Genomic DNA, 14,284 nt, shown 5'->3' on the forward strand with positions numbered 1-14,284 from the left:
ACGAGGTCAATCATGGCTTATCAGTTCGACTTTTTACCGGTGCTGCAAAACAGCGACCTGTTAGTGCGTGGCGCCCTGTTCACGCTTGAGCTGACCGCTATCGGCACAGTGCTCGGGGTCAGCCTGGGGATTGTCGGCGCTGTGGTCCGGGCGTGGAATATTCGACCTTTCGCTGCGCTGTTCGGGCTGTATGTCGAGTTGATCCGCAACACGCCGTTTCTGGTGCAGCTGTTTTTTATCTTCTTTGGCCTGCCAGGCCTGGGTGTGCACATCAGCGAATGGCAGGCCGCGGTGCTGGCGATGGTGATCAACCTGGGCGCCTATTCCACGGAAATAATTCGTGCGGGCATTCAGGCTATCCCCAAAGGCCAGCTGGAAGCGGCATCGGCCCTGGCCATGAGCCGGTTCGAGACGTTTCGTTATGTGGTGCTGCAACCGGCGCTGGCCAAGGTTTGGCCCGCCTTGAGCAGCCAGATCATCATCGTGATGCTCGGGTCGGCGGTCTGCTCGCAAATCGCCACCGAAGAGCTGAGCTTTTTTGCCAATTTCATTCAGTCGCGCAACTTCCGGGCGTTTGAAACCTATGCCCTGACGACCCTGATCTACCTGTGCATGGCCTTGCTGATCCGCCAGTTGCTGAACGGGTTCGGCCGCCGTTACCTGAGCAGGAGCCGCTGATGGACTTCACCTTCTGGGACATCGTGCGTAATTTGCTGATGGGTTTGCAGTGGACAGCCGCCCTGTCACTTGTGGCGTTTATCGGCGGCGGCCTGATCGGTTTGCTGGTGCTGCTGATGCGCATCTCCAAAAGCCGCTTCGCCCGCACTCTGGCACGCTGCTATATAGAGCTGTTCCAAGGCACGCCCTTGCTGATGCAACTGTTCCTGATCTTCTTTGGCGTGGCCTTGCTGGGCATCGATATTTCGCCGTGGATGGCCGCCGCGCTGGCCCTGACGCTGTTCACCAGCGCCTACCTGGCCGAGATCTGGCGTGGCTGTGTCGAGTCGATTGCCCACGGCCAGTGGGAGGCCTCGGCAAGCCTGGCCATGAGCCCGCTTGAGCAGTTGCGCCATGTGATCCTGCCGCAAGCCTTGCGGGTTGCCATCGCGCCCACTGTGGGGTTTTCAGTGCAGGTCATCAAAGGCACTGCCGTGACCTCCATCATCGGTTTCACCGAACTGACCAAGACCGGCAGCATGCTGGCCAACGCGACCTTTGAGCCCTTTATGGTCTATGGCCTGGTGGCGCTCGGTTACTTCCTCCTGTGCTACCCCTTGTCGCTCAGTGCGCGCCATCTGGAAAGGAAACTGCATGCCTCTGCTTAGAGTTACCGCCCTGCATAAATATTACGGCGACCACCATGTGCTCAAAGGCATCGACCTGACCGTCGAGCAGGGCCAGGTTGTCGCGATCATCGGTCGCAGCGGCTCGGGCAAGAGCACCCTGCTCAGAACCCTGAACGGGCTGGAGTCCATTAACGACGGGGTCATTGAAGTCGATGACGAATACCTGGACGCCGCCCGCGCCGACTTGCGCAGCCTGCGCCAGAAGGTCGGCATGGTGTTTCAGCAGTTCAATCTGTTCCCGCACCTTAGCGTGGGCGAAAACGTCATGCTCGCCCCGCAAGTGGTGCAAAAAGTCCCCAAAGCCAAGGCCGCAGCCTTAGCGCGGGAAATGCTGGAGCGGGTGGGCCTGGGCGACAAGTTCGACGCGTTCCCCGAGCGTCTGTCAGGCGGGCAGCAGCAGCGTGTGGCGATTGCCCGGGCGCTGGCCATGTCACCCAAGGTGCTGCTGTGTGACGAAATCACCTCGGCCCTCGACCCGGAACTGGTCAACGAGGTGCTCAGCGTGGTGCGCCAGCTGGCCCGCGAAGGCATGACGCTGATCATGGTCACCCACGAAATGCGTTTTGCCCGTGAGGTGGGCGACAAGCTGGTATTCATGCACCAGGGCAAGGTGCATGAAGTGGGCGATCCAAAAGAGCTGTTCGCCAATCCGAAAACCCCGGAACTGGCGAATTTTATCGGGACGGTGGAGGTGAACGATTAACCCATCCCTCCGGTGGGAGCGGGCTTGCTCGCGATAAAGGCGACGCGGTGAGTCAGATGCACCGTGTTGATAGCATCGCAAGCAAGCCCGCGCCCACAGAAAAACCGACCTGACACGGCACTTAAATCGCACACAAAAAAACGAATTATCCCGGAAGAGCTAACGTCATTGCTTTCGTGCTTCATATCAATGCATCTGACATCACGCGTTGGCGCGAGCCTTTGATCGTGGCACGATGTTCAGGTTATCGACCGAGACCCCTCAACCATGCCCCAATCCCAAGCCAAGAATCCGTCCCTGATCGCCGCCATCGATCTGGGTTCTAACAGCTTTCACATGGTGGTGGCCAAGGCCCAGAATGGCGAAATCCGCATTCTTGAACGTCTTGGTGAAAAGGTGCAGTTAGCTGCCGGCATCGACGAAGAACGCAAACTCACCGAAGAATCCATGCAACGCGGGCTCGATTGCCTCAAGCGTTTTGCCCAGCTGATCAACGGCATGCCGTTGGGCGCTGTGCGCATTGTGGGGACTAACGCATTGCGCGAGGCGCGTAACCGCAACGAATTTATCGTGCGCGCCGAAGAGATCCTGGGGCACACCGTCGAAGTTATTTCCGGTCGCGAAGAAGCACGCCTTATCTATCTTGGCGTCTCCCACACCCTCGCCGACACGCCGGGCAAGCGCCTGGTGGCCGACATTGGCGGCGGCAGTACCGAATTCATTATTGGCCAGCGCTTTGAACCGCTGCTGCGCGAAAGCCTGCAGATGGGCTGCGTCAGCTTCACCCAGCGTTATTTCCGCGACGGTAAAATCACCCCGGCTCGCTATGCCCAGGCCTACACGGCTGCGCGTCTCGAAATCATGAGCATTGAGCACGCCCTGCACCGCTTGACCTGGGATGAAGCGATCGGCTCCTCAGGCACAATTCGGGCCATCGGCCTGGCCCTCAAGGCGGGCGGTCATGGCAATGGCGAGGTGAATGCCGAAGGCCTGTCCTGGCTCAAGCGCAAGCTGTTCAAGCTGGGTGAAGTGGACAAGATCGACTTTGAAGGCATCAAGCCCGACCGCCGAACCATTTTCCCTGCCGGGCTGGCGATTCTTGAAGCCGTGTTCGACGCTCTTGAACTGCAACGCATGGACCACTGTGACGGCGCACTGCGTGAAGGCGTGCTGTACGACCTGCTGGGCCGTCATCACCACGAAGACGTGCGTGAGCGTACCCTCAGCTCGCTGATGGACCGCTATCACGTCGACCGCGAGCAAGCCGCCAGGGTTGAACGCAAAGCCCTGCGCGCCTTTGATCAAGTCGCCAAGTCGTGGGACCTCAAAGACGGTGTCTGGCGTGAACTGCTGGGCTGGGCGGCAAAGGTGCATGAAGTCGGGCTGGACATTGCCCACTATCACTACCACAAGCACGGCGCCTATCTGATCGAGCACTCCGACCTTGCCGGTTTCTCACGTGAAGACCAGCTAATGCTCGCGCTGCTGGTGCGCGGTCATCGTCGAAATATTCCAAAAGACAAGTTCGCCGAATTTGGCGAGGACGGCATCAAGCTGATTCGCCTGTGCGTGCTGCTGCGTTTTGCGATCCTGTTCTACCACATCCGTGGCAACCAGGAAGCTTCGCAGGTCAAGCTGCGCGCCGAGGGCGATCACCTTGAGGTGATCTTCCCCGAGGGCTGGCTTGAGCAAAACCCCCTGACCCAGGCCGACTTCGAACAAGAAGCTCAATGGCTGACCCGGGTCGGGATTGTGCTGACGGTGTCCTGACCCGACACCATTCAAACCAACTGTGGGAGCGGGCAAGCCCGCTCCCACAGGGGTTACAGCGTTATACCGAAGGCCCGGTGCTCACCGTCAATACGGGCAGGCTCAAACGCTCCAGCAAGGTTGCCTGGGCGCTGCGCGGGTTCTGGTTACCGGTTGGCGTGTTACGGATGTAACGGCCGTCCGATTGCAGACTCCAGCTGTGGGTGTTGTCGGTCAGGTAGCACTCCAGCTCTTTCTTGACCCGCAAAATCAGCTTTTTACCCTCGACCGGGAAGCACGTCTCGACGCGTTTATCGAGGTTGCGCTCCATCCAGTCGGCACTGGACAGGAACATCTGCTCTTCGCCGCCGTTGAGGAAGTAGAACACCCGCGTGTGCTCCAGGAAGCGGCCGATAATCGAGCGCACGTGGATGTTGTGCGAGACACCCGGAATGCCCGGACGCAGGCAGCACATCCCACGCACAATCAGATCGATTCGCACACCAGCCTGGCTGGCTTTGTACAGCGCCCGAATGATTTTCGGGTCGGTCAGCGAGTTGAACTTGGCGATGATATGCGCCGGTTTGCCTTCAACCGCGAACTGGGTCTCGCGGGCAATCATGTCGAGCATGCCCTTCTTCAACGTGAATGGCGCATGCAGCAGTTTTTTCATGCGCAACGTCTTGCCCATGCCGATCAGCTGGCTGAACAGCTTGCCTACGTCTTCACACAGCGCGTCGTCCGAGGTCAACAGGCTGTAATCGGTGTAGAGCTTGGCGTTGCCGGCGTGATAGTTACCGGTACCCAAGTGCGCGTAACGCACGATCTCCCCTGCCTCACGGCGCAGAATCAGCATCATCTTGGCGTGGGTCTTGAAGCCGACCACACCGTAGATCACCACCGCACCGGCCGCTTGCAGACGGCTGGCCAGTTGCAGGTTGGACTCTTCGTCAAAACGCGCACGCAGCTCGATCACCGCGGTCACTTCTTTACCGTTACGCGCGGCATCGACCAGCGCATCCACGATTTCAGAGTTGGCACCGCTGCGGTACAAGGTTTGGCGCACGGCCAGTACATGGGGGTCTTTGGCCGCCTGGCGCAGCAAATCCACGACCGGGGTAAACGATTCAAACGGGTGCAGCAGCAAAATATCCTGCTTGCTGACCACACTGAAAATATTCTCGCTGTTCTGCAGCAGCTTCGGGATGGCCGGGGTAAACGGCGTGTATTGCAGCTCAGGGTGGCTATCGAGCCCCGTGATACTGAACAGACGCGTGAGGTTCACCGGGCCATTGACCTGATACAACTCGGTTTCATGCAGGCTGAACTGCTTGAGCAGGTAGTCGGACAAATGCTTGGGGCAGGTGTCGGCGACTTCCAGGCGTACGGCATCGCCGTAACGACGAGAGAACAACTCGCCACGCAGGGCACGGGCCAGGTCTTCTACATCTTCGGTATCGACCGCCAGATCGGCGTTACGGGTCAGGCGGAACTGGTAGCAGCCTTTTACCTTCATGCCCTGAAACAGGTCATCGGCGTGGGCGTGGATCATCGACGACAGGAACACGTAGTTGTCCCCTGCGCCGCCTACCTCTTCAGGCAACCTGATCACACGAGGCAACAGGCGCGGTGCCGGGATAATCGCCAGACCCGAATCACGACCGAAGGCATCGATGCCTTCAAGCTCGACGATAAAGTTCAGGCTCTTGTTCACCAGAAGCGGGAACGGGTGCGTTGGGTCCAGGCCAATCGGGGTGATGATCGGCGCGATTTCGTCGCGGAAGAACTTGCGTACCCACGCCTTGATCTTGGTGTTCCAGTGCCGGCGACGAATAAAGCGCACCTGATGCTTTTCAAGTTCGGGCAGCAGGATGTCGTTGAGGATCGCGTATTGGCGATCCACATGGCCATGCACCAGCTCACTGATGCGGGCCAGCGCCTGATGCGGCTGTAAACCATCAGCACCGGCCTGTTCACGGGCGAAGGTGATTTGCTTCTTCAGGCCCGCGACACGAATCTCAAAAAACTCATCCAGGTTGCTGGAGAAAATCAGCAGGAACTTCAACCGCTCAAGCAGCGGGTAGGACTCATCCAGCGCTTGTTCCAGCACGCGAATGTTGAACTGCAATTGCGACAGCTCACGATGGATATACAGGCTGCTGTCATCAAGGCCAGGAACGGCAATCGCCGGATGCACCGCCGCATGCGTCTCGGCCACGGCAGGCGCAGGGGCTTGAGGTTCAGGCGGGGTTTCAGAGACTGGCTCAGCAATCGGCTGAGCTTCAGTGGCAACGATTTCAGCAAGTCCTTCGGTATTCATTGAATGATCCTGTAAGAGCGGGTTTGACTCTCGTAACAGTTAAGCGACACCAGCAGTCAAGTTGTCAGAATGCCATCAACGCCAGCGGGTTTAAACCGCTCCAAGGCGCTTTATGCGGGCCTGAGCCTGGTTAGAGGGCGATTTATTGAAATTGTTTCCAGAGGCACCGGCATGTGGGAGCGGGCTTGCTCGCGATGGCATCACCCGTGCTTGCCTGCCAGGCCGCATAGCCCCCATCGCAGGCAAGCCAGTCCCCACAGGTTTGAGGCAATAATCACCTCGCGCATGGTTATAGCGCCTTGCCATGAACACTAGATGACAACGCTAATGATGTAGGTCAAATACACATGATTTGTAGGATTTGTTAACGCTAAGTCACATTTCGATACTTTCCCGAACGTCCCTTAAGGCGTAGGCTGCGCGTTCATTTCGCCAGCATCCAGACAATGCTCCAACAATTTCTTCAAGAATTCGGCTACTTCGCCCTGTTTCTAGGGACGTTCTTTGAAGGTGAGACCATTTTGGTTCTCGCAGGCTTCTTGGCGTTCCGCGGATACATGGACCTCAAACTGGTCATGATCGTGGCGTTCCTCGGCAGTTATGCCGGTGATCAGCTGTGGTACTTCCTGGGGCGCAAGCACGGCCGCAAACTGTTGGCGCGCAAACCGCGCTGGCAACTTATGGGCGACAAGGCTCTGGAGCACATTCGCAGGCACCCGGACATCTGGGTCTTGAGTTTTCGCTTCGTCTACGGCCTGCGCACCGTCATGCCTGTGGCAATTGGTCTGTCGGGATACCCTCCTGGCCGCTACCTGCTGCTCAACGGGATTGGCGCGGCCATCTGGGCCATCGCCCTGGCCACCGCCGCCTACCACTTTGGCGCCGTGCTCGAAGGCTTGCTGGGCAACGTCAAGAAGTATGAGCTGTGGGTGCTTGGTGCCCTGCTGCTGATCGGCCTGTGCCTGTGGGCCCGACGCCGCTTCAAGAATGCGCGCCTGGCCAAACAGACTGCACTTGAAGAGAAGAACAAGACCAGCGTTGAGGTCAGCAACCCGCCAGCTGAGTGATGCGGTTTCGGCACATGTACAGCCCCATCACGCTCAACACGGTGTAACTGAACAGGCCGACCCAGCCCAATGCGCTGGCCGGCCACAGCCCCGCCCAAGGGGCCAGCCAGACCAGCGGCACATTAAGCGCCAGGCGCAACCACTCAAGCTTCAGCGCCCAGGGCCGATTCTCCAGCCCGGCACCCAGCACGAACAATCCCAACGCCATAGCGCCCCATCCCAGCATCAATGCCGGGGTTGGCAATGTCTCGCCCACGTTCAGCAAGTAACTGCCCAGCGCCACATAAACCGCGAATTGCACCGCGATATACAGCTGCTGACGCAATGGCAACGCGATCTCGAACTTTTCGAACTGGCTTAAATCCGGTTTACCCATCGGGTATTTCATCGCCACATCCGCCGGGCGCCAGCCCGTGGGCATGAACCAGATTCGCAGCTTGTCCCGCCAGCGTTGGGTACGTCGTGCATCGGCCAGTAACTGGCCATAAAACTGCCAGTTTGCCCACAGTGGGTTCCAGCTTTTCAGCGGTGTAGTCACGCCATAAATAACCGGCTCTGCGTCGTCCTCTTCCTGGAAGGTGCCAAACAATCGGTCCCAGAGAATGAACACACCCCCGTAATTACGATCCATGTAGAAAGCATTCTGCCCATGGTGAGCCCGATGATTGGAAGGCGTCACAAAGAACCACTCGAACCACCCCAGTTTGGGTACATGCCGGGTATGGACCCAGAATTGATAGAGCAGGTTAAGCGTCGCCACAGTGGCAAACACCAGCAGCGGCACGCCCAGCACTGCCATCGGCAGGTAAAAGACCCAGCCGAACACAAACCCGGTACTGGTTTGGCGCAGGGCGGTGGACAAGTTGTAGTCTTCACTCTGGTGGTGCACCGAGTGTGCGGCCCACAGCACATTGCGCTCATGCCCGAGACGATGGTGCCAGTAGTAGCAAAAGTCGTAGAACACGAAAGCAAACAACCAGACCCACAGGCTGTCTTCCGGCAGTTGCAGCAGTGCCAGATACTTCAGCGCCAGCGCATAAGTGATCAGCCCTACGCCTTTGGTCAGCAAACCGGTGGTGGTCGACAGCACGCCGGCGCTCAGGCTGCTGATGGTGTCTGCCAGGCGATAAGTACGCATCCCGCGCCAGCGGTCGGCCAGCAGCTCGACAGCAATCAGCACAAAGAAAAACGGAACTGCATACAGAATCAGCTTCATGGCACACCCCGACCGACGATCCATCAAGCGTAGGCGGACTTAGTGCGAAACCCTATGGCATCAAGCGCCAAATCAGGCGACATTAACGCCATGAACAAGGAGACCGACATGACCACAAAAAAAGTTGCCGTCATTCTTTCGGGTTGCGGCGTCTATGACGGCGCCGAGATCCATGAAAGCGTGATAACCCTGCTGCGCCTCGACCAGCGCGGCGCCAAAGTGCAGTGCTTTGCACCCGACATTGCGCAACTGCACGTCATCAACCACCTGACCGGCGAACAAATGCCCGAGACGCGCAATGTGCTGGTGGAATCAGCACGCATTGCCCGAGGTGAGATCAAGGATGTTCGTGAAGCCAGGGTCGAAGATTTTGACGCCCTGATCGTACCGGGCGGGTTTGGCGCAGCCAAAAACCTGTCCAGCTTTGCCACTCAAGGCGCCGCGTGCACGGTCCAGGCTGACGTTCTGCGCGTGGCCGAGGCCTTTGCCGAAGCAGGCAAACCCATTGGCCTGATGTGTATTTCCCCCGCCATCGCCGCCAAGATTTATGGCCCTGGCGTGATCTGCACCATCGGTACGGACGCCGATACCGCTGCGGCAGTCACCAAGATGGGAGGCTCCCACGAAGAGTGCGAGGTATCGGAAATTGTCGAAGACAAGGCCCGCAAACTGGTGAGCACACCGGCCTACATGCTTGCCACATCCATCAGCGAAGCAGCGTCCGGCATCAACAAGATGGTTGATCGGGTGCTGGAACTCACTCAAAAGAACTGATCAGCCCCGCGCCAGCCGCGTCAGGATGCGGTCAAGAGCATTGGCGAACGCCTGTTTTTCGCGTTCGCCATAGGCGCCTTGCCCGCCACTGACCTGACCTTGCTCACGCAGATCGGTAAATAGATTGCGCACCGCCAACCGCTCCCCCATGTTCTGCGGATCAAACTCCTTGCCCCGCGGGTCCAGCGCCGCCACGCCCTTTTTCACCAGCCGGTCGGCCAGAGGCACATCACTGCAAATCACCAGCTCACCGGGCACCGCGTGCTCCACCAAGTAGTCATCCGCCGCATCCGGGCCGCTGGGCACCACAATCAGTTTGACCAGCGCGTAGGTCGGCTTGATCTGGCTCTGCCCCGCCACCAGCACCACCTCGAACTGACGCTTGAGGGCGAACTTGATGACCTGATCCTTCGCCGCCTTGGGGCAAGCGTCTGCGTCGATCCAGACACGCATGGGGGTAACTCCTGAAAAATGGGCCAAGGCTATCACCTGCAAGCCAATCAGAATGGAGTACTGGCTCAGCCCTTGATCCTGTAGCCTCCACCTTCAGCGCCTTCATGCAATGCAGACTGAATACGCTCATACAATGCATTGGCTTCTAACGTAGTAATGGAACGCGAACAGTCCCGCAATACCACCCGCAACAAAACGTTTTCTTGCCCGGGTAAGAGCCCAAGCCGTTCAATCGCCTGCACAGGCAATTCATCCATGGCCCAGCGCCCTTTGACTTGCATTTCTTCAATCCAGGCCGAGCGATCACCTGCAGCAAGCAACATCTTTTCGGTCAGCACCTCTTCACTCAAGCCCGGCGCCACTGCAAGGGAGATATCACGCGTGATGCAAGGCAACCGCGAAACGGCCTGCCAGGGTTGCAAATCATGCATCTGGGCCTGAACGCGCTCATCAGGATCCCGTAACAAGCGAATATCGGGTATGCCCTTGCGTAACATGGTCAGGCGATCCAAGCCCATGCCCAATGCCAGACCACCATGCCTGGCAGGATCAATACCCAGTCTTTGCAAAAGCGAGGGTGCAATACACCCACACTCAAGCACTTCGACCGGTTGCTCCTGCGAGATCAGGTTTACCTCGATTCCGCCTTCGGTGTAGTGGTGCGGACTGTCACTGTATACCCACGCCATGTTGGGTACCGCGCACTCAAGGATGTCACCCACCAGTCTCAGCAAATGCGTACGGGTTGAGAGTGCTGGATCGCCGAGCAGCCAGATATCCATCTGATGTGGCTCAGCACAGTGCCATCTGTCGCGGCTATCGCGCCTGAATGTAATACCGGGAGCCGCCAACAGGATGATTTCCCCTGCTTTACGGTCCTGCGCGACACGTTGCAAAACCCGTGGGATTTGACTGGTTGTCTGAGTACGCAACAGCGAATGCTCATCCACCCAGCGCGTATGCTCACTGCCTAACGTGACCTCTGCAGGGTCATAGCCAAGCAAACCATAGTTCTCTTGCGCCGAAACAATTCGCGGGCCTCTCAGGATCTGGCCAGCAGGCCAACCACGGCTCACCAGGCCCTCAAGTACCTCACTTAACAAAAGCCCGATGGCATGCGCTGGATTGTCCACTTCTGTGAGATCGCAAAGATCTAGAGCATTGCTGACCGAAAGTGCACAAATATACTTTTTTGACGAAAGCATAACGACTCCTCGCCTGGATCACGGCAAATACCAATAAGTATTAAACAGAGTGCAAAATCTAGATCAGAAACGCTTTAACTCACAACAGAGAAACAATAAAACCCTGAAAACAAGCCAAATATCAGACAATGCCTACATAAAATTCCTACACTAATATCCGAACTTGCTAAATGAGATTAATACAATAGAGAAACAATATAAAAACACATGAAACGTCACTTCAACCTGCCAATCATTAGCCCTAACATAGCAACCTCCTGACACGCTCAGGCATCCAACATACATTTCTTATACTGCACAGCGAGGATAAATAATGACTAACTCAACGCTACCAAAACCAAAATTAAACCGAACCACATCCGACCCGGACAACTTCGGATGGGCTCCACTTGCCTGGGCTTTCCAACCAGATTGAGTGGGTAATATAGACATGTGAGCGCCAAAACAAAGCAGACATATAAATTGGCGCCCACTTCCCATTAGAGGGTATGCCTGTGCCTGCCAATCACTTCCCTTTCAACTTAAAAGACGTGTGCATCGTCTCCGACAATAATGATTTTCTCCAAAGGTGTATTGCTCAAGGCTTTAATGCACAATCACTCAATAACATAGCGTTTCTTCCAGCACAAAGTATCGTCTTTGCCTTTTGCAATGAAGCCGCCAGGCACACATTCAAAATTGCTAAGCAGACCCCTGCCAGAAAAAGTATTTTTTGTGCGGTCCACGTTTTTGAGTCGTCCGTCAGAAGTGCACTCTATGGGCTGGATCTTATCCTGAAGAGTGACTTTGACGATGCACTCCAAAAACAGTGGCTTGTCTTGACGCAGCTTGATACCTACAGGGAGTTCAGTTTGGACGGGAGCAATTCCAAGGCTCGCGTCACTATTTCAGAGCAGGCCATCCCATACGCCATGATCGAAGAAGACATAAACAATGACTTTGTACATTCAATAGCTGAATTTTTTGAAGTGCACTATGCCCACATGAATTCACATGCACCTTGCCCCTTCCAGTTTAACGGGCACCTGACAATCTCCGGCATTCTCACCGTGCTTAGAAAGTCTTCCACATCAACGGACATCGCATTAAAGATAGCCCTTGAACATCTCACCCGTGATGTTGCACACCACACTGCACTCTTGACGGTGGAAAACAACATCCTCACTTCATTCCGGGTCAACGATACAGAACACAAAGAATTACTAAACTGTGCGGCAGGCGCGCGAGGGTTAAAGCTCACAGAGTTTGCAGTAGGGGTGAATAATGCTATCGCACCGTTTATTGATTATCGTATCAACTCTCAAATGAACGAAGGCATTAGCGGAGTGCATGTTGCATTAGGTGATGGCTCGTCGGGGTATCACATCGATTTTCTAAGCCCTGGTGTGGTGTTCACTCCCACACCAGGGTAATCAAGCACAATAGCGCAACAACTATGTCACGCCGAATGGCTTTAGCCGCTGGCAAGCCACACTGTAAGTATGTGGCTTACCGCAAATGCCTGGATGCTTACGAAGCCTGCACCCGGCGCTTTTCCGCCATTTTACTGCGGCTGTACAACACGATAATCGCCACAATGGCGACCGCCTGCGCAGCCAGCGAGTAGGCATCCGCGTGAATGCCCAACCAGTCGAAGTCAAAAAACGCGACAGGCCGCGTGCCGAAGATGCCCGCCTCTTGCAGTGCTTTCACGCCATGCCCGGCGAATACGACCGACAGGGCGCAAAGAAGGGCCGCGTTGATGCTGAAGAACAGCGCCAATGGCAATTTGGCCGAACCGCGCAGGATGATCCACGCCAACCCCATCAGTAACACCAGCGCCGTGGCGCCGCCCGCCAATACGGCGTTATGACCCGCAGGCCCGGCTTGCAGCCACAGGGTCTCGTAGAACAGGATCACTTCGAACAGTTCGCGGTACACCGAGAAAAACGCCAGGATCGCAAAACCAAAACGCCCGCCACCACTGACCAGACTGCTTTTGATGTAGTCCTGCCACGCAGCCGCATGGCGGCGGTCGTGCATCCATACGCCCAGCCACAGCACCATGACGCTGGCGAACAAGGCCGTGCACCCTTCAAGCAGTTCGCGCTGGGCGCCGCTGACATCGATGACATAGGCGGCCAGCGCCCACGTAGCGAGACCTGCAACCAGGGCCAATCCCCAGCCAATGTTGACGCTGCGCACCGCAGACTGCTGGCCGGTATTGCGCAGGAAAGCCAGGATCGCGGCCAGTACCAGAATCGCTTCCAGACCTTCGCGCAGCAAAATCAACAGGCCCGAGATGTAGCTCAAGGTCCAGCTCAAGCCATCGCTGCCCAGCAGCCCGGCTGACTCTTTAAGCAAGGCCTTTGCGACATCCAGACGCTGCTCGACTTGCTCGATCGGTAAGCCGTCCTGCAATGACTGCCGATACGCCATCAGGGCTTTCTCGGTGTTTTTACGCACGTTGGCGTCGACGTTATCCAGCGAGCTTTCAACCAGTTCAAAGCCTTCCAGATAAGCCGCTACCGACAGGTCGTAGGCTTGTTCACGGTCGCCAGCGCGGTAAGCCGCGAGGCTTTTGTCCAGGGTAGCGCTGGTGTAGTCAAGCAACTGCGCCGGACCGCGTTTGACTTGCGGCGGCTGCGCCCGTTGGGCACGGAAGGTCGCCGTCGCCTCGGGGCCTTCAGCCGCCAGCACTTCATTCGGAGTTTGACGGGCAAGATCCGCCAGATTGTAGGTTTTATCGGCCTTTTCCGCAGCCGGGTCAGCACTCAAGCCTGCGATGTAAGTGGCCAGGTCCCAGCGCTGACGCTCGTCCAGCTGATCGGCAAACGAAGGCATGTCAGTGCCTTCGACACCCAGGCCCAACGTGTTGTAGATCGCGTAGAGGCTCAACCGGTCAAGGCGCTGTACGTCGCGCAGGTTGGCCGGAGGCGGCGTCATCCCAAGGCTGGCGGGACCATCTCCGGCGCCGGTTTCACCGTGGCACACCGAGCAATGCTGGGCATATAACGGCGCGCCACGGGTTGGGTCCGGGGTGATGGCAGGTGCCTGGCTGACCTCGTAGGCCACAGCCAGTCTGGCACCCAGTTGCCGCGCCTCACGGGCAACGGCAGTGCCGTCCTCACGCTGTTCGATGGCGGCTTGCAAGACGTTCACACCCCGAGCCAGCTCGGCTCGCTCAGGGCGCTCTGGCAGGCCCTCAATCAAGCCCTTGAGTACGGTCAGGAACTCCAGCTGCTCGCGGTACTCGGTTTCATCGATGACCTTCCCGTTCTCAACGGTAGGCGGATAGTCCGCACCGATGTAGTCGATCAGGTGCAGCGCTTGTGAGGCGCCTTCCGGGGAGTTGGCAGACACCGTAAGGCTGCACAACGCGAGCACTGGCAACATCAACCAGGCAAAAAAACGCGAGCGGGCGGTCATTGATAAATCCGGATGGAAATGAGAAGTAACACATTGTTCACTT

The 14,284-nt window shown here is 57.2% G+C and carries 12 protein-coding genes; 7 read left to right on the forward strand and 5 right to left on the reverse strand.

The genetic code is table 11. From position 1 onward, the window contains the following. Positions 1-12: 12 nt before the first annotated feature. The 4 genes from VSQ83_RS23135 to ppx all read left to right on the forward strand — a co-directional run bounded on the left by VSQ83_RS23135 (position 13) and on the right by ppx (position 3,819). Entirely contained in the window at positions 13-678 is a 666-nt protein-coding gene (locus tag VSQ83_RS23135; RefSeq protein ID WP_133079087.1) for an amino acid ABC transporter permease, read from the forward strand. Next, entirely contained in the window at positions 675-1,325 is a 651-nt protein-coding gene (locus tag VSQ83_RS23140; protein WP_219262605.1) for an amino acid ABC transporter permease, read from the forward strand. The genes VSQ83_RS23135 and VSQ83_RS23140 overlap by 4 nt, the downstream gene beginning before the upstream one ends. Continuing rightward, entirely contained in the window at positions 1,312-2,049 is a 738-nt protein-coding gene (locus VSQ83_RS23145) for an amino acid ABC transporter ATP-binding protein (RefSeq protein ID WP_326397205.1), read from the forward strand. Before VSQ83_RS23140 ends, VSQ83_RS23145 begins: the two co-directional genes overlap by 14 nt. A 267-nt stretch (positions 2,050-2,316) precedes the next feature. Further along, complete coding sequence (ppx, locus tag VSQ83_RS23150) at positions 2,317-3,819, forward strand: exopolyphosphatase (protein ID WP_133079090.1); 1,503 nt, start codon at positions 2,317-2,319, stop codon at positions 3,817-3,819. Positions 3,820-3,880: 61 nt separating this feature from the next. Here the strand turns inward: ppx and ppk1 are convergent, their stop codons facing one another. Then, positions 3,881-6,118, reverse strand: coding sequence for a polyphosphate kinase 1 (gene ppk1 / locus VSQ83_RS23155; protein ID WP_133079091.1), 2,238 nt, complete (start codon positions 6,116-6,118; stop codon positions 3,881-3,883). Between the two features lie 446 nt (positions 6,119-6,564). Here ppk1 and VSQ83_RS23160 point away from each other — a divergent pair, with 446 nt between their 5' ends. Further along, the gene (locus tag VSQ83_RS23160; RefSeq protein WP_133079092.1) at positions 6,565-7,185 is read left to right on the forward strand and encodes a DedA family protein; all 621 of its coding nucleotides are present in this window, start codon (positions 6,565-6,567) and stop codon (positions 7,183-7,185) included. Here VSQ83_RS23160 and VSQ83_RS23165 read toward each other — a convergent pair. Further along, positions 7,163-8,401, reverse strand: coding sequence for a sterol desaturase family protein (locus tag VSQ83_RS23165; protein WP_326427605.1), 1,239 nt, complete (start codon positions 8,399-8,401; stop codon positions 7,163-7,165). The two genes, VSQ83_RS23160 and VSQ83_RS23165, sit on opposite strands and share 23 nt — an antisense overlap. A 108-nt stretch (positions 8,402-8,509) precedes the next feature. On the opposite strand from VSQ83_RS23165, the gene elbB reads away from it, so the two are divergent. Beyond that, the gene (elbB, locus tag VSQ83_RS23170; RefSeq protein ID WP_133079094.1) at positions 8,510-9,175 is read left to right on the forward strand and encodes an isoprenoid biosynthesis glyoxalase ElbB; all 666 of its coding nucleotides are present in this window, start codon (positions 8,510-8,512) and stop codon (positions 9,173-9,175) included. Here the strand turns inward: elbB and VSQ83_RS23175 are convergent, their stop codons facing one another. Both VSQ83_RS23175 and srmL read right to left on the reverse strand, forming a co-directional pair. Next, the gene (locus VSQ83_RS23175; protein ID WP_019824452.1) at positions 9,176-9,628 is read right to left on the reverse strand and encodes a YaiI/YqxD family protein; all 453 of its coding nucleotides are present in this window, start codon (positions 9,626-9,628) and stop codon (positions 9,176-9,178) included. 65 nt (positions 9,629-9,693) lie between these two features. Next, entirely contained in the window at positions 9,694-10,833 is a 1,140-nt protein-coding gene (srmL, locus tag VSQ83_RS23180; protein ID WP_326427606.1) for a PheS-related mystery ligase SrmL, read from the reverse strand. Between the two features lie 494 nt (positions 10,834-11,327). Between srmL and VSQ83_RS23185 the strand changes: the two genes are divergently transcribed. Next, positions 11,328-12,245: a hypothetical protein gene (locus VSQ83_RS23185; protein WP_326427607.1), complete on the forward strand. Its 918-nt coding sequence runs from the start codon at positions 11,328-11,330 to the stop codon at positions 12,243-12,245. Between the two features lie 97 nt (positions 12,246-12,342). On the opposite strand, the gene VSQ83_RS23190 is transcribed toward VSQ83_RS23185, so the two are convergent. Then, positions 12,343-14,241 (reverse strand): cytochrome c/FTR1 family iron permease, encoded by a 1,899-nt coding sequence (locus VSQ83_RS23190; RefSeq protein ID WP_326427609.1) that lies wholly within the window; start codon positions 14,239-14,241, stop codon positions 12,343-12,345. Positions 14,242-14,284: the final 43 nt, after the last annotated feature.

The sequence above is a fragment of the Pseudomonas sp. DSV-1 genome (assembly GCF_035830915.1).
Taxonomy (GTDB): domain Bacteria; phylum Pseudomonadota; class Gammaproteobacteria; order Pseudomonadales; family Pseudomonadaceae; genus Aquipseudomonas.

Bases quoted from the DNA above. Each gene is read 5' to 3' on its own strand.
- VSQ83_RS23135 (WP_133079087.1), top strand. From the start codon at position 13: ATGGCTTATCAGTTCGACTTTTTACCGGTGCTGCAAAACAGCGACCTG.
- elbB (WP_133079094.1), top strand. From the start codon at position 8,510: ATGACCACAAAAAAAGTTGCCGTCATTCTTTCGGGTTGCGGCGTCTAT.
- ppx (WP_133079090.1), top strand. From the start codon at position 2,317: ATGCCCCAATCCCAAGCCAAGAATCCGTCCCTGATCGCCGCCATCGAT.
- VSQ83_RS23175 (WP_019824452.1), bottom strand. From the start codon at position 9,628: ATGCGTGTCTGGATCGACGCAGACGCTTGCCCCAAGGCGGCGAAGGAT.
- ppk1 (WP_133079091.1), bottom strand. From the start codon at position 6,118: ATGAATACCGAAGGACTTGCTGAAATCGTTGCCACTGAAGCTCAGCCG.
- VSQ83_RS23165 (WP_326427605.1), bottom strand. From the start codon at position 8,401: ATGAAGCTGATTCTGTATGCAGTTCCGTTTTTCTTTGTGCTGATTGCT.
- VSQ83_RS23160 (WP_133079092.1), top strand. From the start codon at position 6,565: ATGCTCCAACAATTTCTTCAAGAATTCGGCTACTTCGCCCTGTTTCTA.
- VSQ83_RS23190 (WP_326427609.1), bottom strand. From the start codon at position 14,241: ATGACCGCCCGCTCGCGTTTTTTTGCCTGGTTGATGTTGCCAGTGCTC.
- srmL (WP_326427606.1), bottom strand. From the start codon at position 10,833: ATGCTTTCGTCAAAAAAGTATATTTGTGCACTTTCGGTCAGCAATGCT.
- VSQ83_RS23145 (WP_326397205.1), top strand. From the start codon at position 1,312: ATGCCTCTGCTTAGAGTTACCGCCCTGCATAAATATTACGGCGACCAC.